Source organism: Amycolatopsis sp. NPDC005003 (assembly GCF_053600695.1).
The window spans coordinates 88229-113315 of record NZ_JBSGAI010000030.1 but is presented as its reverse complement, the minus strand read 5'-3'; the positions used below and the strand labels follow the sequence as shown (position 1 = coordinate 113315).

Here is a 25087-nt window from a genome sequence, read left to right as displayed (position 1 = left end):
TGGTCAGGGCAGCAGGGCGAGCTTGCCGACTGTGGCGCGTGCTTCCAGTTCCGCGAGGGCTTCCGGTCCGCTGACTAGTTCGTAGGTGGTGGGGCGGCTCGGGGTGAGCACTCCGGCGGCGAGGAGTTCGAACAGCTCGGTCATGACCTCGCCGAAGATCTGCGGGGCGGTCTGGATGAGGACGCCGATGTTCAGGCCGATCAGGTGGACTTGGTGCCGGTAGACGAGGTCCCAGTTGGTGAGTTGCGCGTCGCCGCCGGCGAGGCCGTAGACGACGACCCGGCCGGTGACCCGCTTGGCTGCGGCCAGGCTCGCCTCGAAGGTGGCGCCGCCGACCGATTCCAGCGCCAGGTCGACGCCTGTGTCGTCGGTCAGCCTGCGGACTTCGGCGGCGAGGTCCGCGGCGCGGGAGTCGAGGACGTGGTCGGCGCCCAGGGCCCGTACCACATCGTGCTTGCCCGGTGAGGCCGTGGCGATCACCGTCGCGCCGTAGTGTCTGGCCGCCTTCACCGCGGCCTGACCGGTCGCGCCGGCCGCGGCGTGGATCAGCACGGTCTGCCCGGCGCTGAGCCCGCCCAGCGGCTTCAGCGCTGCGAGGGCGGTCGGCCAGTTCACGACCAGCCCCAGCGCCTGCTCGTCGGCCCAGCCGTCCGGCACCGGCAGCGCGGCGGCCGCGGGCAGCACCAGGTACTCGGCGAAAGCGCCGCCGGTGATGCCGACGCCGACGACGCGAGCACCGGGAACCGGGTCGGTCACCCCCGCGCCCACGGCGACGACCTCGCCCGCGCCCTCGATACCTGCCAGGTACGGCGGCTGGGGGCCGCCGGCGAACGTGCCGCGGGCCTGGGAGAGGTCGACGAAGTTGACGCCGGCGGCGGTGACCCGGATCAGGACCTCGCCGGGACCGGGGCGCGGCACCGGCGCATCGGTGATCAGGTGCAGGTCCGGCGGACCCGTCAGGGTCCGCTGCTGGAGGGCGCGCATGGTGACGGGGAGGCTCATGGTGGTCGACTTCCTGTTTGTTTATCGAACGACCAACAAACCGTGTCATGACCGGCGAGCCCGGTCAAGGTAAACTTGATCGAACGACAAACAAGTACGGAGACCCATGGCTGCTCGTGGCAGGCCCCGCACCTTCGACCCGGACGTCGCGCTGCGTCAGGCGCTGGAGTTGTTCTGGGAGCGCGGCTACGAAGGCACCTCGCTCAACGACCTGGCCGAGGCCATGGGAATCGCCTCGGCCAGCATCTACGCCTGCTTCGGCAGCAAGCCGGAGCTGTTCGGCAAGGTCATGGCCCTCTACGGCGCGACCTCCGGCGAGCCGCCCCGGCGCGCCCTGCGTGAACAGCCGACCGCGCGCGCCGCGATCCACGCCATGCTGCGCGCCACCGCCGACGAGATCACCCGCTCGGACGCCCCGCACTACTGCATGCTGATCCTGGCCGCGCCCACCGGCGCGATCGAGAACCACGAGGTCCGCGAGTTCCTCGCCGACCGCCGGCGCGACCAGTTCGCGACCATCAAGGACCGGCTCGCCCGCGGCGTCACCGACGGCGACCTCACCATCCCGCCGGCCGGCCTCGAAGCCGTCGCCCGCTACTACACCACCGTCGTGCAGGGCCTGTCGATCCAAGCCCGCGACGGCGCCACCCGCACTGAACTCGAAACGGTCATCACCTGCGCGATGGCCGCCTGGGACGCCCTCACGTCCGCACCGCAAGAGGCCATGGGCTGAGCGTCAGGGCAGGTAACGGTCAATGCGCCGCAGGAACGTCCCGAGCAGGCCACGCTGATGCCAGCCCCTGCGGACAACGGCAGTTCGCGCGACGCGGATGCCGGCCCGCAACCGAGCCGCGAGGGTGGGGTCGTGGGCGTCTTCGAGTTCGATCGCACTCCGCTTCACCCAGCGCGCGCAACGGGTACAGATTCCGACCTCGGGATGATTGCCGAGGTGAACCAGCTCATCGTCTCGTCGTTCGGCGCCGCAGCACCAGCATGTCGGCTGAGCTGGGGGCGCCGCTTCGTGATGCGGCTGCGCTGACATGGTCGGCCTCTCGGAAGCAGGTGGCGTCAAGCATCCACCCCGCCCTCCGCGGTGCCAAGGCACCGGCCGGGCCTGACGCGGAGTGGACAGGCTAAGCCGTGCTGAGGTCCGGCAACCGGGCCCGCGACGCCCGCGTTTGCTGGGCGATCCCGCTTCGGCTTGACTCGATAGCCGGGCACAAGGGCCGACCATGACCATGGACCCACCGATACGCCCACGGAGATTTACGCGATGAAGATCGAGATCCTGCACGTGCCCGACTGTCCCCACCTCCGGCTGCTCGGCGATCGGCTCGAACAGGCTCTCGACGCCGACCCCGCGCCCGGCCGCCACACGATCACCCATGTCGTCGTAACCGACCTCGATGCCGCCGTCGCGACGGGCATGACCGGCTCACCGACCCTGCTCGTGGACGGCACCGACCCGTTCGCCGAACCCGGCAGCGCCGCCAGCGTGTCGTGTCGCCTGTACCGCGACGCCGACGGCCGGATCTCCGGAGCTCCCTCGGTCGCTGCCCTGCGCCACGTCATCGCGGCCAGTCTCGGGCGACCAAAACCGTGACCGGAACAGCCGCGAGGGCAAACAACCCCGATCGCACTTACGCAGCAGGGATTGGGACTTGACACCCCTCCCCCACGGGTTGCCTTGACCTGTGCCAGTTTGGGGCGATAGCCGTTCGCCGCCCGCTGCGTTATCGGTTGTGTCGGAGTCGTGTCGAGAGCCCGGTGCGGGGACGGTGAGGCGTTCGTCGTCGAGTTCGGCGAAGACGCCGACGGCGGAGCTGAGGTCGGTGCATTCGAGGTCGGCGAGCCAGAGCCATGGCGAGGGGGCGTGGTCGGTGAGGTCGTGGGTGAGAGTTGCCAGGACCCGCAGTCCTGCCCACAGCAGTGCCCGGAGCTGCTCGCGGCTGCGTCGTTCGTCGGCGTCGTCGTAGTCGATGGCCGGCTGGTCGATCTCGCCGCGCACCGTCTCCAGCAGCTGCTGCGCCAGGGCGGAATCGCCGCCGCCGTGCCCGGTCAGGGGGCGGAGGGTGACGGCGCCGGCATCGACGGCTTCGGGGGTATGGCTCACGTGAATCTGCACACGCCGCGCCGGAAACGGTTTCCGGCGCCATAACCGTTGCAGGGCAGGAGTTTCCGGCTTGGCCCGTTCAGTGGAGTAACGATCTGTGCAGGCTTGGTAATCTCTCAGTGAAGCTGTGTCTCGTCCCGGACCCCGGCGATGCACGCCCCGCGGGAAGAGCCGGGAGGCAGCATCATGGGTGTGCGCCTGCAAGTCGGGTCGATGCCGGGCAGGGATCACCGAGACGTGCCAGTCCGGCGATGGGCGACGACGTGCCTGCGCGCGGTCCGGCGCCTCCCGATGCCGGCTTTCGGCGGCCATCCGGGGAAGAGCACGGCGTGAGCACCGAGGAACAGTGGCTTCCCGGGCCGGACCGCCGGGTGCGGCCGGACGACCACGGCTGCGGCGGTTCCATTGCAGGTCGTGGTGTTCCATGAAGTCTTCGACGAGGACGTGGCCGCGCATCCGGTCGTCGTCGTAGTCGATGGCCTGCTGATCGATCTCCGCGCGCACCGCCTCCAGCAGCTGCTGCGCCAAGGTAGTGTCCCCGCCGCCGTGGCCGGTCAGCGGCAGACGGGCGCCGGAGGTGGCCTCGTGACGGCCGGCGGCGATCAGGAGCGTGCCGAGTTCGCCGGCGACTTCACGGCCCCAGGGGTGTTGGGTGACGGCGCCGGCGACGAGGTCGGCGGCGTCGACGGCTTCGGGGGTGTGGCGGCTTTCGCCGGTCGGGTCGTGCAGGTCGCGCACGGCGCCGGCGATGAGGAACTGGGCGGCCATCTCGAGCAGGTCGTGGCGCAGGTGTTCCGCGACCGGGAACCGCGGCCCGTCCTCGCGTAGCGGCGGCAGCCAGTCGCCGTCGGGGTCCGGGGCGGTCAGTTTGGTGGCGCGGAGGGATTCGGTGGTCCAGCCCAGGGGTGCGGGTGCGGCGTCGGCGAGGTGGCGGCCGAGGCTGGCGCCGATGGTCGTGGCGATCTCGAGGATGTCGGTGTCGATGGCAAGGCCGATCATGGCGCCGTCGCGGTAGCCCAGCACGCGCATGTCGAGCAGACCGGGCCCGGCAGCTGCGTCGTCCTCGGTGACGGCAGGATTGTCGTCTTCGTCGTCGAGCCATGGGACTGCGGGTACTTCCCAGCCGGTTTCCAGCAGCTCGACGATCAGCCCCGGCAGCTGAGCTGCGGCCGCTGCGTCGGTTATCGGCTCCGGTGCGGTCATCTCCAGCCACACGGCGTATGGCACGCCCCTCACCCCTCCACCCACGGGTTGCCTTGACCGGTGCCAGTTTAGGGAGAGAGCCGTTCGCCGTCCCGCCGCGTCATCGGCGGTACCGAATTCGTGTCGAGCGGGCGCGCCGGACGGGACGCCGCGGTGCGGGCCGGGTGCCGGTGGCGTCGTGGAGGAGGCGTGCGGTGGCTTCGGCGGCGTGGTGGGCGAGGTCGGGGAGCACGGTGGCGTAGGTGTCGGCGGTGAGGGTGATGCTGGAGTGTCCGAGCAGGGCTTGGACGGTGCGCAGGTCGTTGCCTGCGGCGAGGGAGAGGCTGGCGGCGCCGTGGCGGAGGTCGTGCAGCCGTACCGGCGGGAGACCCGATGCGGTGTTGAGCCGGCGGAAGATGACGGTCAGAAAGTCCGGCCGCAGCGGGGCACCGCGGTGGTCGGGGAAGAGGAACCCGACCGGTTCGCTGGCGCCGGGGTGGGTGGCCAGCCACTCGATACGCAGTCCCTGCAGGAGGGTCGCTGTCACGTGGTCCAGGGCGATCACCCGGTTACTTGAGGCGCTCTTCGGTGCGGCAAGCTCCAGGTGCTTGCCGATCTGGCGGACTTGGCGGGCCACGGTCACCGTTCTGGCGCGAAGGTCGACGTCGGCCCACTGCAATCCGGCTGCTTCGCCTCGTCGCAGCCCAAGCAGGGCGACGAGGTGGAACAACACGTAGAGAGGATGGTCGTGGTGGCGGAGCCAGGCGAGGAACTCGGCGGTCTGTTCGGCGGTCCACACCGCGACCGCCGGCCGGATCCCGCTTGCCTGCCATAGGGCGATCCGGGTCGGGGTCCACACCACCGGATGCGGCTTCTGTCCGGACGGTAGCTCTACGAAGCGAGCTGGGTTCGAGACCAGCAGGCCTCGGCGGACGGCGGCGTTGAGCGCGGCGCGCAGGGTGGCGTGGATGCGCTGCAGCGTGGCCGTCGACAACGGTCGGCCGGCGGCTGCGTGGGTGCGGATGAGGGAGGTGAACATCGCTTGCAGCCGGGCCGGGGTCAGCTCGGCGACCGGCTCACGTCCCAGGTGTGGGATCAGGTGGCGTCGGGTGTGCATGGCGTAGCTGCGCATCGTGGACGGCGCGAGGTTCTCCCGGCTTTCCAGCCACAACCGCAACCACTGCGCCACCGTGACCGCCGACCCTGAAGCGCCGTCCAGGGTGGTGGGGTTGTGCAGGAAGTCCCGCGCCGCACCTGCCGCTTTCCGTGAGGCGAACCCGCCGCGGCGCAGCTGCCGTCGCCTGCCGTTCTTTCCCGGCGGCAGCTCCAGCCTGAAGTACCAGCTCCCGTGCCCTCGTTCAGCCAGTTGTGGACATTGGCTCCCCAGCCTGCGACCCGTCCTGGGATCGAGGCACCCGCATCGCTTGAACAATCCATTGCCTGATGCCATGGTCATGCGCCTCATTCAGAAGAAACACCCGCGACCGGTTCCTCATGTGGTCGCGGAGGTGGTGTGCTGCCGCGATCACGGCGAACTCACCACGGGCGATGATCGTGAACCCGAATCAGGCTGATGTCCATAAACGACAGTCGATTCGTAACAAAATCCTTTGGAGGGAGAGGGTTTTGGCCGTGTGGCATCGGCCTCGGCCACGCAGTCAGCGTAGATCACCAAGGCACCTGGCCCATGCTTGACGGTGCGGCGGTTGATCGTGGCGCGCTTGCCTGGGGCGGCTGCGTCGACGCCACCGGTCGTGCCGGCCTCGCCTGTAACTTCGAGGTCGCCGGCCCCGATGACGCCGTCTCCGCCAGCGGCCCTCCAACGTGCAGAGGAGCTGCGAAAGAACGTCCACACTGGACCCAGAATCGGCGTCACTGCGTCTCCGATGGGGCTCCGTTGCTGGCGTAGTGCCTGACACTGTGCGACACTTGACGACACTGAAAGGCGGTGAGTCTGTCGCCTGACCTGCATTTATTGGCAGAGTCCGACATTTAGCGACACTCGCCGACATTAGTTTCCCGTAGACTTTTAATCCGTAGGTTCTGGGTTCGAGCCCCAGGCGGCCCACTACGATCATGCTTCTGACCTGCGGAAACGTTCGATTTGGCGAACTTTCTGCAGGTCAGGTGGATCTGTGTGTCCCGTTGTGTGTCCGCGGCCATGGGCTCCGGTGGACGGGTTGGCCTGTGAGTGCACGTCGGCACCGGATGTTCGATCTGGCGGCGGCGGTCGTTGTTGTTGCTGCGGGGAAATCGTCGTTGTGGCGGTGGGCGGTCGGGGCCCTCTTTGGGGGTGGGTCCGCGTCTGTGTTCGTCGGGCGTGGTGTGGCCGGGCGGTGTCGGAGGGGTTCGGCACGGCGCGCGTAACGGAGATGCATCGGAGCCCCTGGTGCTGGGCCGTTACCATCGAGTGGCCCTGTTTCCCCAGCCCAGGGTCGATATTTGGTGCTTGGTGAAGGGGTGAACCTGCGGACTTACTGACCGAGGGTCCGGTCTGCGCAGTTGCTGGCATGTGTCGGCACTGGGTGGTACTGCCCGCTACGTATCGGCAGTGGAGTGGGGTGCCGGGTCCGGTGCATACAGCCGGACGGTGCCGTGAACGGGGACGTACCAATCTTTGCGGCGGCCTGGTGGCGGTTGCTGGGGCAGAGCGAGACGTAGTAGTTGCCACCCGAGGTCGCCGGTCGTGGTGCTTTGGTCGGCCTGCGAGCGCATGCTGGCAGTGGGTGTTCGAGCCGGGGGTAGGCCCGGGGGCTGCTGGCGGTGCCGGAGCGGTTCGGCACGGCGTGACGAACGGAGACGCATCGGAGTCCCGCGGCGCTTGGCGTAGCCGCGTAGACGGGTGTTTATCCAGCTCGAGGTCGGCGCTTGGTGCTCAGTGAAGGCGGCGAACCTGCGGATTTGTCGTCCGAGGGTCAGGTTTTCGAAACAGTTGCCGATCTGTGCGGGCACTGGGCGGCCTTGCCCGCTACGCGTCGGCTGTGGAACGGGAGCCGTGCTCGGTGCGTACGGCCGGACGGTGCGGCGAACAGGGACGCGCTGATCTTCTCGGCGGCCTGGTGGCGGGTGCCGGGGTAGAGCGAGACGTAGTAGTCGGCGGTGGAGTACATCGAGGCGTGTCCGAGCGTTAGCCGCGGAAGGCGTTGATCTGTTGCCAAATGGTGTCGTGTGGTGCGTCGTGGTCGTTGAGGTTGCCAAGGGTCTCGACTGTTGTGATCACAGCTGATGCGCGGCTTCGTTGGTCGGGGCGCTGCTGCCAGTATGCCTGCGGGATCTTCAGCACAGTTGTGAGCAGGTCGCCTGGATAGAAGTCACCTTCGGCGAGCGGGTTCTGCTCGAGGTGGTTCAGCGCGATGGGGACCAGCACGTCGACGCTCTCTTGCTGGAGCAGGAGAAGGCGGAGGTCTTCGATGTCCATGGAGCCGACTGGCTTGTGGCGCAGCTCGTAGGCGGTTTGGATTAGCCGAGTGGCGTCGGCTGGTGGGTTGCCCCAGTGGTGGTCTTCGATTTGCTCGAGGGTGAGCGATTCGTCGACGTCAGGACTGGTCCCCATGGCTCCTCATGTCAGCTGTCTTGGTCGTGTACGTGAGGCGGCTATCCGCGTGGTACCCACTGCTCACTGTAGTCGAGTAGGCCACTGGCCTCGGAGAGTTCGGCCTCGATGGCGGGGCGGTCTTCGGGCGCCAGTCGTGAGTCGCTGAGCTGACGTTTCAGCCGGTTGATCTGGTTTGAGAGGCCGTTCTGGGCCTCTCTGACTTCGGTGACGTGGTGATCCTCGGCGGAAGGCTTCCGATCGGCGTCCTGCGCGGTCGCCGGCTTCGAACGCGCCTGATGGCTCCAGGTCGAGGAGCCGCGTCGCGGCCGCGGCGCTTCCGCCATGGTTGCCGGTGAGCCGAAACGTAGCACCTGTTCGCACCACGGCCCCTGGACCCGTTGGAGCGCGCCGCGAACCGTCAACGAACCAGGCCCACGGCGCCGACAGCGGCACGTAGTCCGCCTTGCGACGGCAATCCGTTCAGTCCAACGTGGACAGGTCGATTGAGTTGGCCAACACGGCGTAGCCGCTGTCGTTGGGGTGGATGCGGTCGCCGCTGTCCCACGCGGGGTTCAGCCAGTTCTGGTAGTCGGGTGCGCCGGAGTTGGGGTAGTTCGGGTCGGTGTTGCGCATGATCGCGTCGAAGTCGATGATCGCGTCGAAGTGGTTGTCGGTGCGGATGAACTGGTTGACCTGGACACGGTTGGTGTCCTTGGCGTCGTCGTTGCCGAACCACCCGCCGCGACGCGGGGTCACAGTGGCACCGACGACTCGTAGGCCGGCGGCGTGTGCCCGGTCGGCCAGCTGTTTGAGTCCGTCGATCAGGGTGGCGGCGTCCGTGCCCAGGTAGAGGTCGTTGGAGCCTTCGGCGATGATCACTGTTCGAGCGCCGTTGTGGCCGAGTACGTCCCGGTCGAACCGCTGTGCCCCGGTCGGGCCGACTCCACCGGGGGTGATCAGGGTGTTCCCCGCGACCCCTTCGTTGACCACCGACAGCGGCGTGCCCGCGGCCTGCAACCTGCGCGATAGCACGTCCGGCCAAGTGCTGAAGGTGTTGACAGTGGCGTGTGCTCCGTCGGCGACCGAGTCACCGAGGACGATTACGGCGCCGGTGGTGTGGCCACCAGCCACCTCGATGCTGGACACCCAGGCCACGTTGATCCCGTGGCCCGGATACGGGCCGGGATCACCTGTGTGATCTCCGGCGCCGCCGCCGAAGTCGGTGCAGTACTCACCGATCAGCCCTAGTTCGTGGTTGGGGTACTCGGTGACGGATCCGGCGGAGAATACGCTGACCGCGAGTTGCTCGCCCGCAGTGACCGGCATGGGTACCGGGTCGCTGAACACCTCGCCGCCGGATGGGATCGTGACCACGGATCGGCCGCCGAAGGTGACCTCGTGCAGGGTGGCGGGGACGATGGTGCTGTCGGTGTCGCGTTGCGCGACAGTGACCCGGTTGAACGTGGTGGGCGTGCGGACGAACTGGTTGGTCAGCCGGATGCGGATCCGTGTGCCGTCCGCGCTGACGCGTTCGGCGTTGCGGCAGCTGAAGTTCGAGGCGTTCAGCGGCATCGCCTCGTGCATGGCAGTGCCCCAGGCCGCGATCCACTTGGTGTCGGTGGTTCCCGAGGACGCCGACCCGGCCGCGCACGCCACGGCGGTCAGCGCAGCCAGGCTGACGCCGATACTTCTGCTCCACGGGTTCAACAACTGCTCCCAGTTCGTAGCGGTATTGATGCGGTTCGTTCGGGTTCAGCACTGGTGCGCAAGCGCTTTCGGTGGCTGAGAGCGCGGCGTGATCGACAAAACGGGGCTTACCGCCGCCATCGGGCCCATCCCGGGCGGGTAGGGCAGTGGCGTGGACCGTTGGGACAGAGTCACCTTGTCGCTGTTCAGCCCAGGTTGGGTGCACCATCGGCGGTGTCGTCGTGGGCACGACGGCATCGTTCGGTGTCTCGGCTATTGGCCGAGGTCTGTCCAAGGTCCCTGAAGGTTGCCGCTCTGGACGCGGCATTGCCCTGTCTGGACGATTCCGATGCGGTTGCCGGCCAGGTCGAAGGCGGTTGTTCTGTCGGACTCGGCGAGCCAGCCGAGGTTGGGAAGAGCGTCGTCTTCGACCCAGACTTCGCTGTTGGTCCGGAGGACGCCGATTCGGGTGCCGTCGAGGCGGACTGTGGTGACCGTACCTCGTTGGGTGTCCCACGGGGTGGTCCAGCCGCCTCTGAGGTCGCCGTCCTTGATGTAAACGTTTCCGTTCTTGACGGCGGCGAAGCGTTGACCGGAGAGAGCGAAGTCGGTGGTTGCGTCGATCTCGGCGAGCCAGCCGAGATCGGGGAGAGTGTCGTCTTTGACCCAGACTTCGCTGTTGGTCAGGAGAACCCCGGTTCGGGTGCCGTCGACGTGAACTGTGGTGACCGTACCTTGCTGGGTGTCCCACGGGGTGGTCCAGCTGCCTTGGAGGTTGCCGTCCTTGATGTAGACGGTTCCGTTGTCGACGGCGGCGAGGCGTTGGCCGGAAAGGTCGAATTCGGTGATGTCGGTGGATTCATAGAGCCAGCTCAGGTTGGGTAGCGCGTCGTCCTTGATCCAGAGGTCGCCGTTGGCCAGGAGAACACCGACGCGAGTGCCGTCGGCCCGGATCTTGGTCACCGGGTTGTTGCGGCCGTCCCACTGCAGGCTCCAGGCGCCGTCACCGTTTTTGAGGTAGGCGGAGCCGTTCTGGAGACGCATCGCCCGGGCGTCGGTCAGCGAGATGTCGGTGGCGTAAGTGATCTGCCGGATCCAGTCGGTGATGTTGTCGATCCGGGCTTCGGTGCCGCCTTGGCGGGTTTCCGTGACCGCCAGGCAGCCGTGCTGCCAGGAGGTGCTGTGCAGTGTGACGAGTTCGGTGGCGGTTCCGGTCTGGCGCAGGGTCGGGCCGCCGGCGTCGCCCTGGCAGGTGTCCACCCCGCCGGTGCCGGTGATCGTCGTGGTGGTGTCGGTGGTGGCAGCGACGGTGACCGGGGCGGTCCGGGCCTGGTTGGGCACCCAGGTGTCGGCCGTGCGGCCGTACCCGACTGCGATCAACGTCTCGCCGGGGGCGGGTGCGGTCGTGCTCAGGGCCGGTGGCGCGATGTCGGTGACCGGGGTGTCCAGGAGGGCGAGAGTCACATTGGTGCCTGCTTTCGGCGTGACGGAGGTGACGTGCGCGGTTCGCCCGGCGTTGGTGGCGGTGCGGCCCAGCGTGACGGTGGTCGGCTGGGGAGGTGCCCCGGTTCGGAGGCCGGCGTCGCCGAAGCAGGATGTGGCGGTGAGGATCCAGGAGCTGTTGATCAGCGTGGCCGTGCAGGAACGCTGACCGGCTCCAGGATGCCCGACGTCCAGCCGGCCGGCGAACGGGTATGTCCCGTCGGGTGCTGATGAGCCACCGCTGGTCGTGGGGCCGGCCGCTGTGGCAGGTGTGCCGGCTGTGAGTTGCAGCAATGTGGTCGGCGGGTCGCCGGGCTTGGCTCCGGCGCCGACGGGTGTGGGCCCGCTGGGGTTCACCTGGACCGTCGTGTGCTGCCCGGCGTCCGTGGTCAAGTCGGCCTGGACCTGGTGGCCGGTACCGGCCACTTGGCCGTCGCCGCGGATCTCGAAGACCGCGGGCACTTTCAGTGACAACTGCGCAGGTGTTGAGAGGATCTTGAAACATATCCTCCCACCGGCGCCGGCGGAGGTATTGCTCGTGCGGACCCGGAGAAGACCGATGTTCCCCTCGGGCGGTGTTGCACAGTCGGCGAACACCAGATGGCCGTCACCGGAGATCAGCGTGACGTTGTAGGTCGCTTGGATCGCTGCGGCACCAGGGTAGGCGTAGTCTTCGACCAGCGCAGCCTGCTGGTCACCATCAACTGTGGCGGCATTTGCCGCGGGTTCGGCGGCCAGGGTGCCTGGCAGGGTGGCCACGGCGAGAGTGCTCACGATGAGCGCGATCCGTTCTTTCATGAGCTCCCCCTGTTATGTCGGACGCGACGCTCTGCTCACTTCGGCCGCGGTATGACGTCCTTCGGCACCGCGAAAGCATCCCGGCATCAATGTCCGATTTATCCGCTCTCTGGGTGCTGCGAGTTGAACGTCGCCCAGCCCTATCGCGAAAAAGCGGATATTCTTTACTGGTGCCGGGGGTGATTTAGGTCATATTCTCACGCTTCATGATAGGTGGTTAGCGTGAGCAAAAATGTCGTTTCGCGACGACTTTCGGGGGCTGTATACGCCATTTGGCGGTATGGGCGTTGGTTTAAATGGGGGCTGAGAGATGTTCGCGCGTCGGGAATCGGAACGGTTTGTTGTCGGGCTGCTCTTGCTGGTCATCGCGTTGTTTGCGGGAATGTTGACCGCACCGGCCGCGCTGGCTGATTCGGAGCCGCCGCCGGACGCCCCGGCTCCGCCGATGACCGACCGCGATCGGGTGGTGCAGCTGTGGCGGCTGGGCAGCCCGACGGTCAAGGCGGATGCGGCGGCGGCGCTGATCGGGACTGATGCCGACATCACGGCCTTCTTGACGGTCAAGCTGCCGCAGGATCGCAAGGCCGACGACCGGATCAGCGTGAACCGGATGCTGACCGCCGGCGGCCCGACCATCAAGGACGCCGCTCAGCGCGCCCTCGACGCGACCGACGACGCGGCCATCTCCGCGTTCCTGTCCTCGGGCTGGCAACTGCCCGCGAGCGTGGATCGGCGCATCCACGTCGACCAGATGCTCGCGGCCGGCGGACCGGAACTCCAGAAGGCCGCACAGGTGGCGCTGGATGCCGACACCGACGACGCCATCCAGGACTTCCTCGACAGCGGTTGGAAGGCTCCCTACGAGGTCGACCAGCGGATCCGCGTCGACCAGGCGTTTGCCGCCGGCGGGCCGGAGACCCGCGTGGCCGCGCAACGGGCCCTCGACGCCGACACCCTCGAGGCCTACGCCCAGTTCCTCAACCACGATCGGGAGGTCGCCGAAGCTCACGACCTGGAAACGGCCACGATCGCGCAGCTGGCCGCGGCGGCCAAGGACGCCGGCGAGGAAGCAGCGAGAGAGACGGAGGCGTCCAAGGAGGCCTCCGCCCGTGCGGTGACCGAAGCGCAGCTGGCCAAACAAGCCGCCGAGGCGGCGGCGACCGCGAGCGCCAACGCCCACAACGACGCGAACGCTGCGAGTGCCGCGGCGGTGCAGGCCGCGGACGCTGCCGACAAGGCTGCCTCGGCCGCGCGGGAAGCCGTCGGTGCGGCGAACGCGGCCAGTGTCGCCGCGCGGGTTGCCTCCGGTGCCGCAACGCGTGCGGCGACCGCGGCGACCAAGGCCGGACAGGCCGCGTCGCAGGCCTACAAGTCTGCTTCGGCCGCGGCGACAGATGCGCAGAACGCCGATACGGCTCGCCAAGATGCGGAAACCGCACGGAACGCCGCACAAGGCGCCCGAAACGCGGCCGCGGCCGCCAAATCCGCCGGCGACGCGATCACCGCGGCCAAGAACGCGATCTCGGCGGCCGGTTCGGCCGGGAACAACGCCGCCGCCGCGGCCCGCGCGGCCGAAGCGGCCAGCAAGAACTCCGCCGTGGCCCAGGCCCAAGCCGCCAAGGCCCGTCAGGCCGCCGCCAGTGCGGCCGCCAGCGCCGCCCGCGCCACGCGATCGGCGCAGGCCGCCAGCGCATTCGCCGACACCGCGGCCAACGCCGCCTACGCCGCCCAAGCCGCCGCGGAACGAGCCGCCACCAACGCCGACGCCGCCGCAGCAGCCGCACTCGACGCTGCCAACCACGCCCACAACGCCACCGAAGCGGCCAGCCTGGCCACCACACACGCGAACGCCGCGACCCAGGCCGCCCAAGCCGCCATCACCGCAGCCAACCAAGCCAAGACCGTCTACGACGCCGCCCGGACCGCCGACGCCGCCCGCCTCGCCACCCAATTCGAACGCGACGACGAGCTCGCCCTCCGTCTGAGCGCCGCAGCCGACCAAATCTCCATCGCCGACCGGTGGAACAAAACCCAGAACGACCTGCGGACGGCCGAGACGAACCGGCTGATCATCGAAGCGACCGCCCCAAGCACTGCCCCTGCACTCGCCTTGACCGACGCCCGCAAGGCTGCCCTAGCCCTGGCTACCAGCGGCGGGCCTTGGACCCAGGCAGCCGCCCAGAACGCCTTGGCCGGCCCGGACATCATCGCGATGGACTTCATCCGCACCGGCCTCGCGATCGCCGCCGGCCAGGACGACCGCGTCACCCTGGCCAACCTCGAGCGAACCGCAACCGACGGCTTCAAGAAGGCCGCCGACACCGCCCTGGCCGGGAGCGACGCCGATGTGCAGGCGTTCCTGCGCAGCCAGGACTACCCCGACCGCGAGGTCGATGACCGGATCGCTGTGGACCAGATCTTCGCCGAAGCCCAGCGGGAGGGGAACTTCGCGACCCAGGCTGCGGCGCAGCAGGCCCTGGACGCTGATACCGACCAGGCCCTCCGGCAGTTCCTCGACGCCGGCAAGACCGCGAACGCGATCAACGACGACCTGATCAAGGCCAACCAGATCTACGCCGCCGACACCAGCGGACCTGAACTGAAAGCAGCCGCCCAGATCGCGCTCGACGGCACTCCTGCGATGGTCCGAGACTTCCTCGTCTCGGGCCAATACGTGGCAGCCCAGCGGGACCAGGACAGCGCCGCCCACGACGCCCAGGTCTCCGGCTACCTCGCCCAAGCACTGCAGACCGCGCAGACCGCGGCGCAGAACGCGGATCTGGCCCAGCAGGTCGCAGCGACCGCTCGCGGTGCCGCCGCCGAGGCCACCGGCTACGCGCAGCAAGCCGAAATCGACCGACTGGCCGCCGCTACCAGTGCGCAGCAAGCCCACGAGTCGGCCGTGGCGGCCCAGGACGCCGCCACCCGAGCCGCACACTCCGCCGCGACCGCCAACACGGCCGCGGCAAACGCCCGGACGTCGTCGCGCAAAGCCGCGATGTCGGCGGCTTGGGCGAACTCGTCGGCGAACTTCGCCGCACGGATGGCCTCGGATGCGTACGGTTCTGCCCGTGACGCGTTCAACAGCGCCGTGGCGGCCGGGGGCAACGCCGAGAAGGCCAAGACGGCGGCGAACGACGCGGTCTCCGCGGCACTGGCCACGGTCAAACGGAAGCAGGAGGAAGCCCACGGGCTCATCCTCTTGCACTGCAAGAGCCTGCCGGGTGGCATCGGCTACGACGAGTGCATCCAGTTCGCGCAAATGCCCGACGCCGACCAAGCGATGCGCATCCTGGACAACGACTGGCTCTGCTGGCACACCGCGAACATGGGACAGGCGTTCCAGCGGGCATGCCTCGACGCCAGGACCAGCCCAACGTTCGGCACCGACCTCGCTTTCACGGCGGCAGCTCAGGCTTTCAACGAACTCGGCGCAATCTACAGCGCCGTCGGCGCCGTCGAGGGCTTGACGATCGGTGGAGTGCTGTGCGCCGCTTTCGAACCGTGCGGTCTCCTGGCTTCCTCGATCATCCCCGAGGGAACAGCGTTCACCTCGTGGATGGCCATCGCGACGGGCGACGCCCTCGTCACTGCCCGGGTCGGCGGCCTCATCGAGGAATCGTTCGTTGACTCGGCCGTGTCGAATTCCCGGATCTCGGGTGCTGCCGACGACTTCTGGCGTTTGTGCTCACCGAACAGCTTCGCCGGCGACACACAGGTTCTCATGGCCGTCGGCGGCTTCCGGCCCATCAAGGAACTCCGCCCGGGCGATCGGGTCACCGCTACGGACCCGGTCCGGGGGATCACCGGCCCGGAGACGGTGGTGCAGACCATCATCGGCGCTGGCCACAAGCGGCTCATCGACCTGGAAGTGTCGTCGCCGAACGGCGCGTCGGTCATCAAAGCGACCGAAGGGCATCTTTTCTGGGAGAACGGTACGCACTCGTGGATCGCGGCCGGCGCTCTCCGGCCCGGGCAGAACCTGCTGACCGAGTGGGGCATCCCGGCGGTCGTCGGTTCGGTTCGGCCGCACGACGAGGTGCTCGACGTCTACAACCTCACGATCACGAACGTCCACACCTACTACGTGTCCGGCGGCCGGACACCGGTCCTGGTGCACAACAGCAACACCGCCTGCGGCCTCGGTGGTTTCAAGATCGGCGTGGAGGGTGCTGATATCGAATCCGTAGCCCGTGGGTTCGGAGGAGAATTCCTGCTCAACGGGTCGCCCAGCAACATGATGATCAACGCGAGCCGTTACGGAAGCTTCTGGGAAAAACTCGCCGTCGTCATCCGCGACATTGCGGGCAGTCACATGTACAACAACGGAAACAAGCGCACGGCTCTGGCGGTCGCCGAACTGCTGATGGCGCGCAACGGGGTGACCAGTGGCCCGACGTCGGCGGACCTGAGTAACGTGATCTACCAGGTCGGCAAGGGGCAGTTGACCAGTGTCGAGGACATCGCGGCCGCCTTGCGCGGGTACTGAGAGGACTCTTGTGGACATCGAAACTCTGATGACCCGGCTCGCGCGGGCCGGTGTCACCACCCTCATCAAGGCCGATGACGAGCGGATGGCCGAGGACGGGGAGACCTGGACCGTGGTCCTCTCGGGGGCCGGACTGGGTGATCAGGGCGGTATCCGGGCCGAGGCGGCCGATCTGCATTCCGGGTTGACGGAGGTTCTCGGACGGCTCGCGACCCGGCCGGGTGATTGGTCCTGGCTTGGTGAATTCCAGGAGTGAGTCCGTTCGGGCACCCGGATAAGACGCGTTGCACGAGGCTCAGCTCTCCGCCGGTTTCGTCCACGCCACCTGGACCAGCCCTGTCCCGTGTCGCAGCGCTGCCCAAGCCGAACACAACCCCCAGCTCGTCGCCGACGCCCTCACCTACGGACAGCAGCAGCTGGCCACCGGGCAGTTCCCGCGCCTCGCGGCCCTCTACCAACAACAGTCAGCGGCCGATCAGAAGAGCAACGTCGACCCGCTCACGGTCCAGTTCGAACACGGTCTAGTCGCTCTCCTGGACGGGCTCACCCGCGCAAGAACAGCGACGATGCCCTTCCCGGCCGGTCAGGCCCGAGCGGCCCGGCATGACCCGCGCCAAACCGGGCCCGCCCAGCGGTGAGGACGTGGTCGGGGGCGCCGTGGCCTTGGTAGGCGTCCCGGACGTGGCGATGAGTAGTGCTCGAGCTGCTGTTTGTCGAGCAGCTCGCAGGGTGCCGGGGACGAACGCGATGGTCGATCGGGGCGGCAGTGATTGCGGGGGAGCGCGGGCGTCCGTTGTTCGGCCGGGGCGTTCCAGTCTGGACGCGGCCGGTGTCAGGTCATTCTCGTGTGTTCCAGACCAGGGGCGCTTTGCGGATCCATGCGTCGTCCTCGAGTGTCTGGATGAGGAACTGGGCTAGGTCGGCGCGGTTGATCCGTGCGCCGGGCTTTTCGGTGCCGGGCTCGGCGGCTCGCACCGGGCCGCCGGTGGGCTTGTCGGTCAGGGTGACGGCGCGGGCCAGGGTCCAGTCGATGCCGGAGGAGGCGCGGAGGACCTGGTCGACGCCGGTGTGGTCGTCGAAGCCTGCCTTGATGTTCGACAGCCTGATGAACGCCTTCACCAGTGGGTTGAGCCTGGCCCAGTCGTCGCCCGCGCCCTGTGTGGACGCCAGCACGATGCGGTGGATGCCCTGCTCGCCCATGACATCGAGAGTTCGGCGGGCGGTGTCGGTCATGAACATCGGCGGGCTGACCGGCTTGGCCCACGGGTTGTCGGAGGCGCGGGCGTTGTTCAGCACGCTGATCACCGCCTCGGTGCCTTTGGCGGCCCGGCGGATGTCGTCGATGTTGGCCGGGGTGCCCTGGATGAGCTCGACGCCGGCCGGTGCGTGCACCTTGTCGGGGTCGCGGACCAGGGCGCGGACGCGGTGGCCGCGCTGGGCCGCGTGTTCCAGTACGTGAACGCCGGTGCGGCCGCTGCCGCCGAGGACCAGGAGGTTGCTCATGGTGATCAAAGTGCCTTTCGGGAGTGCGGGGGTCCATTTCCTACAACTTGTGCGTAACGCCATGATGGACCAGCATGGAAGGCGATACAAAAGGCACATCGGTGTGCGTACCGGAGAGGAATGTGCGTCATGGCGACGGCCGACGGAGCAAAGGTGACGGCACGAGCGGCGGCGGTCGGGCCGTGCGCGGCCATCCCCGCCGAGCACATGGACCTCATCCGCCAGACCCTCGACCGCGTCGGCGACAAGTGGAGCCTGCTGCTCATCGCGGTCCTGGAGTCCGGACCGCTGCGCTACACCGACCTGCAACGGCAGGTCCCCGGCATTTCCCAGCGCATGCTCACCCTCACCCTCCGCCAGCTCCAGCAGGACGGCCTGATCACCCGCACCGCCTACGCCGAGGTCCCTCCGCGCGTCGAGTACACCCTCGCCCCGCTGGGCCGCGGCCTGCACGAGATCGTCACCTCGCTGATCGGCTGGGCCGCCGACCACCACGACGAGATCCGGGCCAATCGCGAGCGCGCCGCAACGGCCGGACCATGACCACCGCGAGGGCTGATGTCGCCCTCAGCCGCTGACCTCCGCCAGCACCGGGAGTTGCCCGCTCAGGTAGCGCTCGGCGCAGAGTGATCGCTGCACCTTGCCGGACGTGGTGCGCGGGATCGTGTTCGGGGCGAGGGCCACGACCGCGTCGGGCGCGTGTCCGATCCGCTCGCGCAGCGCGGCCAGTACCGCCGTGGCCACCCGGTGCGGGGAGTCGTTCTTCTTCCGCATCTCGAAGGCCACCACCATCCGCTCGCGCCCGGGCACGCCGAATGCCGCGCACACCGGGCGCGCTCCGGGCACGGCCGTTGTGACGTGCTCGTACTCCTCGGGGTGGATGTTGCGGCCGCCCACGATGATCACGTCCTTGATCCGGCCGCACACCACCAACCCGTCCGGAACCAGATAACCGAGGTCGCCGGTGTGCAACCAGCCATCGCGCAGGATTTCCGCGGTGGCCTCGGGCTCGTTCCAGTACCCGCGCATCAGCGACGGGCTGCGTACGGTGATCTCCCCGACGGTGCGCTCGGGCAGGGCGTTGCCGTGCGCATCCCGGATCTCCACCGACACCCCGGGCAGGGGGCGCCCGCAGACCGCGAGGGACCGCACGTCCTCGGTCGTCTCCGGCACCGGCGCGGCGATCCGGTCGCGCTCCAGCCGGTTGCGGTCGACGTGGTCCCAGCGCGGCTCGTCGCCGTCGCCGATGGTCACCGCCAGGGTGGCCTCCGCGAGCCCGTACATCGGGGTGATCGCCCGGGGCGACAGGCCGTACGGCGTGGTCGCGGCGAGGAACTCGGCCACCGAGTCCCGGTCGATCGCTTCCGCGCCGTTGCCGCACACGCGCAGCGCGGACAGATCCAGCTCCCTCGGCCGCAGCTTGAGGATCTTCGCGGCCAGCTCGTAGGCGAAGTGCGGGGCCACGGTGCTGGTGGCGCGGTACGTGGAAAGCGCGTCCAGCCACGAGTCCGGCCGGGCCACGAAGGACTCGGTGGGCTGCAGCACGAGCCGTACCCCGTGGGCGATCCCGCCGATCGTCGAGACCAGCCCCATGTCGTGGAACAACGGCAGCCAGCTCACGTGCAGGCTGTCGAGGGGGTTCGGGGCCAGCGCGGTGCAGCAGAGCGCGGCGTTGGCCAGCAGCTGCCGGTGGGTCAGCGTGACCGCGCGCGGGGACCCCGTGGTGCCCGAGGTGAACTGCAGGTACGCGACGTCGTCCGGGTGCGGGTCCGGGGGAGGCGGTGCGCTTTCCTCCCTCGATTCGGTGAGCAGCTCGCCGCACCTCACCAGCCGATGCCGGCGCCCGAGGTCGCCGGACGCCAGCTCAGCGAACGCGTCGGCGACGACCGTGCAGGTCGCACCGATGTGCGCCAGCCGCCGGCCGAATTCCGGCCCGGACCTGCCGAGCTGGCTCGAGCGGGGCGGCAGCGGCAGGATCGCGGGCACCGCCCCCAGCGACCACGCCCCGAACAGGCAGGCGAGCAGCGCCGGCGAGGTCGGCGAGATGAGCGCCACCCGGTCGCCGCGGCCGACCCCGAGGCGGGCCAGGCCACCGGCGGCGCGCCGGGCCGTCTCCACGAGCCTGCCGTAGGGCAGCGGTGTCTCGCGCAACCGGCTGTCGATCACCGTGATGCCGCCGTAGCCGCGGGACGCCGCCTGCGCGAGGACCGCGGGCAGGGTTTCCGCGCCGAAAAGCTCCCACGACCCGAGGTATGGCGTTCGGCGCCCGTACGCGGTCATCTTTCCCCTGTTCTGCCGATCGCATTTCCGGCGGTTCGGTGCGAATCTAGCTGAATCGACGCGGTGTGGGGAGGTTGCCCGAAGCTGCGGTTAGCCTGGAGTAAGCCGGTTTTTAGCGCTCCTTAAGACAATTCCCTTGACTGTCCGGGCCGGTGTCCCTAACGTGCTCCGTGTGGGGGTGGCCGACGTGCTGCGGCGCGGCCATTTTCGAAGCGGGGGTTCGGTTTTGTTCGAGCGGGGGGGCTTTTCTGGTGAGTACCTATCGAGAAGCGGGTCGTGGTGCCTGCGCCGCGCTTCCGGTGGCCGAGGTGGTCCGGCAGTCGCTGGCCAAGGTCAATCCGGACGCCGAAGCGGCCAATTCGACGGACGATTCGCTGTCCGCGCTGAACCTCAGTTCCCTGGAAATGGTGGCCGTTGTGATGCACGTCGAGGATCACTACGGGATTCAATTCGATGAAGACCGGCTGGCGTTCTGCGACACCGTGGGCGAATTCTGCGCCTACGTGGAAGAGGAATTGTCGAGTCGCCGATGAGCCGGGGTGGCACGCCGGGCGGAAGCGCGTCCGCCTGGCGAAAAGAAGCGCTGAGCCTGTGGTCGGACACCCGTGATCCGCAGTTCTACGGCCGCTTCGACGTGGACGCCGCCGAGGCGCTCTCGGTGGTCGCGGCGGCCGAGGCGCACCACGGCCGGTCGCTGGGCATCTACCCGCTGGTGGTCAAGGCGGTCGCGACGGCGGTCGCCGAGTTCCCCGACCTCAACCACACGCTGCGCCGGGGACGGTCCCGGCCGCACGGGACGGTCGCGCTCGCCCAGCTCGCCTACGACCCGGCGGACGGCCCCGCCCGCGCTGCCCTGCACAAGTACGTCGTCCACGACCTGCACACGATGACGCTGGACGAGATCGCGCGGGTGAACACCGCCCGGCTGCTGCGCACCTTCCGCCGCACCGACCCGGTGGCCCGGCGGCGCGAGCGGTTCACGGCCGCGCTGCCCGGCGGCGCGGTCGGCGCCACGCTGCGGGTGGTCGACTGGCTGGTCCGGTGCGGCGCCGACCTGTCGGTGATCGGCTTCCCGGCCGGGCCGCGGGGGTGCGGGATGGTCAGCAACTTCACCGGTGCCGTCGTCGACGACGTGGGGGCACGGATGAGCCCGCTGTCCCGCGCGCCCTTCCTGATCACCGTGCCGTCGGTCCGCAGCCTGCCGTGGGTCCGGGACGGGCAGGTGGTCGCGTGGCCGGTGCTCAGGCTGTTCGGCACGTTCGACCACCGGCTGGTCGACGGCGCCCGTGCCGTGCTGTTCGGCTCCCGGGTCCGCGAACTGCTGGAACGCCCGGCCGAGCTCGTCGCCGGCGAAGGGTTCGCCGTCCCCGAGGCGGTGCGGGCACCGTGACCGAGCCGGCCAGCCTGCAGCCGCTCCGGTTCGCGGTGCGGAAGTTCGTCCGTGAGCAGGTCGTCCCGTACGCCGAAGACTGGGAAGCGGACCGCCGGTTCCCCCGCGAGCTGCTGGCGGACCTGGGCGACCGGGGGTTCCTGGCCGCGGCGGACGGCGCCGATCCCGGGGCGGAGCTGTGGCAGCAGGTCGTGCTGACCGAGGAGCTGGCCGCGAGCGGGTACCTCGGCCTGACCCTGTCGGTGGGCATCCACGCCGCGGTCTGCCTGCCCGCGCTCGCCGGTCTCGCCGGCGGGACACCCGAACCGGCGGCGGCGGCCGGCCAGGCGGCGCGCGGTCGCGTGCTGCTCGGCCTGGCGCTCACCGAACCCTCGGGTGGGTCGTCCCTGCGCACGCGCACCACCCTGGCGACGCGCCGCGGCGGCGACTACGTGCTCAACGGGGAAAAGATCTTCATCACCAACGCCCCGATCGCCGACCACCTGCTGGTGCTCGCCGCCACCGACCCCGAGCGGAACCACCGCGGGCTGAGCCTGTTCTTCGTGCCGGCCACCACCCCGGGCTTCTCGGTCAAGGAGACGATGGCGCTCGACGGGCTGCGCAGCTCGCCGACGGGCCGTGTGGTCTTCGAGGACTGCGTCGTCCCGGAACGCTTTCTGCTCGGCAAGCGGGGTCTCGGGTTCACCTACGCGCAGCGCTACGCGGGTTACGAGCGGCTCTTCGGGGGGATCGGCTGCGTGGCGTTCGCGGAGATGGTGCTCGACAAGACGATCGAACGCCTCCGCACGCGGCAGCTCGACGGTGTGCCGCTGGCCCGGCACCAGGCTGTCCGGCACCGGATCGGCGAACTGTCCGCGGGCCTGGAGGCCGGGCGCCAGCTGGGCTACGCGGCGGTGCGGCTGCTCGCCGGCCGCCGCCGGGCGCACCGGGAGATCGCGATGACCAAGCTGCTCACCACCGAGACCGCGCAGGAGGTGGTCGCCCAGTGCGCGCAGTGGCACGGCGGATACGGGTTCCTGGCCGATCACCTCGTCGCGCGGGCGATGCGCGACGTGCGGATGGCCACCGTCGGTGGCGGGCCGTCCGAGGTGATGAAGGAAATCGTCGCGGCCTATCGCGGCGTCTGAGATCGTGGAGCCGGGCCGGGAGGCTCCCGGCGCCCGGCCGGAGAGAGCGGAGTACGCGGTGAACCTGTGGTTGCGCCTGTTGCTGGTTTTCATCCGGGCCCGGTCCGCCGGCCGGACCGAACCGCTGGCTCCGCACACCATCACCCTGCGCATGCTGCCCACCGACCTCGACCTGAACGGCCACGTGAACAACGGCCGCTACCTGTCCATGCTGGATCTCGGCCGCACCGACGTCGTGGTGCGCAGCCGGCTGTTCGAGAACGCGCGGCGGCACCACCTCAACGCCGCCGTCGCCGGGGCCGCCATCCGCTACCGCCGTCCCCTGTCGGCCGGGCAGCGGATCCGGCTCCGCACCCGGCTGGTCGGCTGGGACGACCGCTCGTTCTACGTCGCTCATCGCATCACCGCGCGCGGCAACGTGGCCAGTCTCGCGCTGGTCCGCCTGCGGGTTTCCGGTCCGGCCGGTCCGGTCTCCACGGCCGAAGCGACGCCGTTGCTCGGGTTGCCCGCTCAGTCGCCGCCCCTGCCGGAGGCGGTCGCCGCCTGGGCCCGCGTGGAGACGTCGCTGGACGCCGCTTCCGCCGACGACCCGGCACAGACCGGTGCCGAGTGACCGCCGGGCCGCGCACCGTCTTCATCACCGGAGCGTCCGGCGGCATCGGGCGGGCACTCGCCCTCGAGTACGCCCGCCGCGGCGCCGACCTGGCCCTGCTGGCGCGGCGGGAACCCGAACTCGCCCGCCTGCGGGCCGAAATCACCGCACTGGGCCGCCGGGCCCGGATCTTCGTGGCCGACGTGACCGACCCCGAGCAGGTGCGGCTCGCCGTGCACGAAGCCCAGCACGACCTGGACGGGCTCGAACTGCTGCTGGCCAACGCGGGCGTCGGCGCGTACGCCGAGCTCGCGGCGATGCCCTGGCCCGACATCGCCGCGGTGCTCGACGTGAACGTGCGCGGCACGATCGCCACGGTGGCGGCGGCGGTGCCGGACATGCTCGCCCGCGGGCGCGGGCAGGTGGCCGGGATCAGCAGCATCGCCGGGCGCCGCGGGGTGCCGGGCGGTTCGGTCTACGGCGCCAGCAAAGCGGCCGTCTCGGTGTTCCTGGACGCACTGCGGCTCGAACTCGCCGGCACGCCGGTGCGGGTCACCGACATCCAGCCGGGATTCGTCGACACCGGCATCATCGTCCGGGGCGCCTACCCGACGCCGTGGATGTGGCCGCCGGAACGCGCGGCCGCCGTGATCGCCGATCGGCTGCCGGAAGCGCCGGCGGTGCTGGCGTTCCCCTGGCAGACGCACGTGCTGGGCACGGTACTGAGCCACCTTCCCCGCGGGATCTTCGACCGGCTCGCGCGGGGCGTGGCGCGTCGCTGAGCCGGACCGCACGGAGGTGGTCGTTTAAGTGCTCCTTTACAGGGTCTTTTGGCGCTGCTGATAGCGTCCCAGACCGAGATTGATGATCTGGGGTTTACTGGCGCGCCGATCAAAGGGCCCGCTAATTCTTAAGCACTCCTTTAGTTCTGTTTTATGAATTGTTGTTAAGCTCGCCTTTGAATAGTGGATATTGAGGGGACGCTATGACCGTGCGTGAAATGCTGGTCACCAAGCAGGAGGACGCCAAATTCGGTGTCGTCGTCGAGGGGTTCGACGCGATCACCGCGACCGACGCGGAATTCGCCGAGCTGAAGCGCCAGGTTTACGAAAGCAAGATCGCCGTGCTCAAGAACCAGAACCTTTCGCCCGACGAGTTCGTCGAGATGGGCAAGCGGATGGGTGAGCCGTCCGCTTACTACGAGCCGGTGTACCACCACCCGGACAACCCGCTGATCTTCGTCTCGTCGAACGTTCCCAAGGACGGCAAGCAGATCGGCGTGCCGAAGACCGGGAAGTTCTGGCACGCGGACTACCAGTTCATGGACAAGCCGTACGGTCTCACCCTGATCTACCCGCAGGTCGTTCCCGAGAAGAACCGGGGCACCTACTTCATCGACATGGGTGCCGCCTTCGAGGCGCTGCCCCAGTCGCTCAAGGACGAGGTCGCCGACGCGGTCGCGGTGCACAGCCCGCGCCGGTTCTTCAAGATCCGGCCGAGCGACGTCTACCGGCCGGTCGGCGAGCTGCTGGCCGAGATCGAGGAACGGACCCCGGAGGTCCGGCACCGCGCCGTGGTCAAGCACCCGGTCACCGGCGAGCAGGTGCTCTACATCAGCGAAGGCTTCACCACCGGGCTGGAGGACGAGAAGGGCGAGGAGATCCGCGGCGACCTGCTGAAGCGGCTGCTCGAAGCCGTCGGCCAGCTGGACATGACCTTCGAGCACGAGAACATCCACCTGCAGCGGTTCTCCAAGGGCGACATGCTGGTCTGGGACAACCGCAGCCTGGTGCACCGCGCGCTGCACACCGTCACGCCCGAGCCCGCTGTCTCCTTCCGCGTGACGCTCTACGACGAGCACCCGTTCGATGCCGACGCGTGAGCCGTTGCCGACGTCCCCCGTCCCTG

20 protein-coding genes are annotated in these 25087 nt (G+C 69.0%); 11 read left to right on the top strand and 9 right to left on the bottom strand.

Going from position 1 to position 25087, the window contains the following annotated elements; genetic code table 11:
* Positions 1–3 precede the first annotated feature (3 nt).
* On the bottom strand, positions 4–1002 hold the full coding sequence (locus ACWED2_RS30770) for an NADPH:quinone oxidoreductase family protein (protein ID WP_449694004.1): 999 nt from the start codon (positions 1000–1002) through the stop codon (positions 4–6).
* A 106-nt stretch (positions 1003–1108) separates the two neighbouring features.
* Here ACWED2_RS30770 and ACWED2_RS30765 point away from each other — a divergent pair, with 106 nt between their 5' ends.
* Both ACWED2_RS30765 and ACWED2_RS30760 read left to right on the top strand, forming a co-directional pair.
* Positions 1109–1735 carry a TetR/AcrR family transcriptional regulator gene (locus tag ACWED2_RS30765; protein ID WP_449694003.1) on the top strand — a complete coding sequence of 209 codons (627 nt, stop codon included), beginning with the start codon at positions 1109–1111 and terminating at the stop codon, positions 1733–1735.
* A 132-nt stretch (positions 1736–1867) separates the two neighbouring features.
* Positions 1868–2041, top strand: coding sequence for a hypothetical protein (locus ACWED2_RS30760; protein WP_449694002.1), 174 nt, complete (start codon positions 1868–1870; stop codon positions 2039–2041).
* 396 nt (positions 2042–2437) lie between these two features.
* On the opposite strand, the gene ACWED2_RS30755 is transcribed toward ACWED2_RS30760, so the two are convergent.
* The 6 genes from ACWED2_RS30755 to ACWED2_RS30730 all read right to left on the bottom strand — a co-directional run bounded on the left by ACWED2_RS30755 (position 2438) and on the right by ACWED2_RS30730 (position 11798).
* The gene (locus ACWED2_RS30755; protein WP_449694001.1) at positions 2438–4342 is read right to left on the bottom strand and encodes a hypothetical protein; all 1905 of its coding nucleotides are present in this window, start codon (positions 4340–4342) and stop codon (positions 2438–2440) included.
* A gap of 76 nt (positions 4343–4418) precedes the next feature.
* Positions 4419–5753, bottom strand: coding sequence for a tyrosine-type recombinase/integrase (locus ACWED2_RS30750; RefSeq protein WP_449694000.1), 1335 nt, complete (start codon positions 5751–5753; stop codon positions 4419–4421).
* Between the two features lie 1671 nt (positions 5754–7424).
* On the bottom strand, positions 7425–7850 hold the full coding sequence (locus ACWED2_RS30745; protein ID WP_449693999.1) for a contact-dependent growth inhibition system immunity protein: 426 nt from the start codon (positions 7848–7850) through the stop codon (positions 7425–7427).
* Positions 7851–7891: 41 nt separating this feature from the next.
* Positions 7892–8203, bottom strand: a complete 312-nt coding sequence (locus ACWED2_RS30740; protein ID WP_449693998.1) for a polymorphic toxin type 28 domain-containing protein — start codon at positions 8201–8203, stop codon at positions 7892–7894.
* A 109-nt stretch (positions 8204–8312) separates the two neighbouring features.
* Positions 8313–9539, bottom strand: a complete 1227-nt coding sequence (locus ACWED2_RS30735; RefSeq protein ID WP_449693997.1) for a GDSL-type esterase/lipase family protein — start codon at positions 9537–9539, stop codon at positions 8313–8315.
* A 252-nt stretch (positions 9540–9791) separates the two neighbouring features.
* A complete protein-coding gene (locus tag ACWED2_RS30730; protein ID WP_449693996.1) occupies positions 9792–11798 on the bottom strand; it encodes a trypsin-like serine protease in 2007 nt (668 codons plus the stop codon).
* A gap of 310 nt (positions 11799–12108) precedes the next feature.
* On the opposite strand from ACWED2_RS30730, the gene ACWED2_RS30725 reads away from it, so the two are divergent.
* Positions 12109–16287, top strand: coding sequence for a polymorphic toxin-type HINT domain-containing protein (locus ACWED2_RS30725; RefSeq protein WP_449693995.1), 4179 nt, complete (start codon positions 12109–12111; stop codon positions 16285–16287).
* Positions 16288–16315: 28 nt separating this feature from the next.
* Positions 16316–16543, top strand: coding sequence for a hypothetical protein (locus tag ACWED2_RS30720; RefSeq protein WP_449693994.1), 228 nt, complete (start codon positions 16316–16318; stop codon positions 16541–16543).
* Between the two features lie 581 nt (positions 16544–17124).
* On the opposite strand, the gene ACWED2_RS30715 is transcribed toward ACWED2_RS30720, so the two are convergent.
* The gene (locus ACWED2_RS30715; RefSeq protein WP_449693993.1) at positions 17125–17790 is read right to left on the bottom strand and encodes an NAD(P)-dependent oxidoreductase; all 666 of its coding nucleotides are present in this window, start codon (positions 17788–17790) and stop codon (positions 17125–17127) included.
* Positions 17791–17943: 153 nt separating this feature from the next.
* On the opposite strand from ACWED2_RS30715, the gene ACWED2_RS30710 reads away from it, so the two are divergent.
* A complete protein-coding gene (locus ACWED2_RS30710) occupies positions 17944–18333 on the top strand; it encodes a winged helix-turn-helix transcriptional regulator (protein WP_449693992.1) in 390 nt (129 codons plus the stop codon).
* 24 nt (positions 18334–18357) lie between these two features.
* Here ACWED2_RS30710 and ACWED2_RS30705 read toward each other — a convergent pair whose 3' ends face one another.
* Positions 18358–20070: an AMP-binding protein gene (locus ACWED2_RS30705; protein ID WP_449693991.1), complete on the bottom strand. Its 1713-nt coding sequence runs from the start codon at positions 20068–20070 to the stop codon at positions 18358–18360.
* A 251-nt stretch (positions 20071–20321) separates the two neighbouring features.
* Here ACWED2_RS30705 and ACWED2_RS30700 point away from each other — a divergent pair, with 251 nt between their 5' ends.
* The 6 genes from ACWED2_RS30700 to scoE all read left to right on the top strand — a co-directional run bounded on the left by ACWED2_RS30700 (position 20322) and on the right by scoE (position 25061).
* Entirely contained in the window at positions 20322–20603 is a 282-nt protein-coding gene (locus ACWED2_RS30700) for a phosphopantetheine-binding protein (protein WP_449693990.1), read from the top strand.
* Complete coding sequence (locus tag ACWED2_RS30695) at positions 20600–21460, top strand: 2-oxo acid dehydrogenase subunit E2 (protein ID WP_449693989.1); 861 nt, start codon at positions 20600–20602, stop codon at positions 21458–21460. The genes ACWED2_RS30700 and ACWED2_RS30695 overlap by 4 nt, the downstream gene beginning before the upstream one ends.
* On the top strand, positions 21457–22587 hold the full coding sequence (locus tag ACWED2_RS30690; protein WP_449693988.1) for an acyl-CoA dehydrogenase family protein: 1131 nt from the start codon (positions 21457–21459) through the stop codon (positions 22585–22587). The genes ACWED2_RS30695 and ACWED2_RS30690 overlap by 4 nt, the downstream gene beginning before the upstream one ends.
* A 58-nt stretch (positions 22588–22645) precedes the next feature.
* Positions 22646–23200 carry an acyl-CoA thioesterase gene (locus tag ACWED2_RS30685; RefSeq protein WP_449693987.1) on the top strand — a complete coding sequence of 185 codons (555 nt, stop codon included), beginning with the start codon at positions 22646–22648 and terminating at the stop codon, positions 23198–23200.
* On the top strand, positions 23197–23961 hold the full coding sequence (locus ACWED2_RS30680; protein WP_449693986.1) for an SDR family NAD(P)-dependent oxidoreductase: 765 nt from the start codon (positions 23197–23199) through the stop codon (positions 23959–23961). Before ACWED2_RS30685 ends, ACWED2_RS30680 begins: the two co-directional genes overlap by 4 nt.
* A gap of 203 nt (positions 23962–24164) precedes the next feature.
* Positions 24165–25061, top strand: coding sequence for a (3R)-3-[(carboxymethyl)amino]fatty acid oxygenase/decarboxylase (gene scoE, locus ACWED2_RS30675; RefSeq protein WP_449693985.1), 897 nt, complete (start codon positions 24165–24167; stop codon positions 25059–25061).
* Positions 25062–25087: the final 26 nt, after the last annotated feature.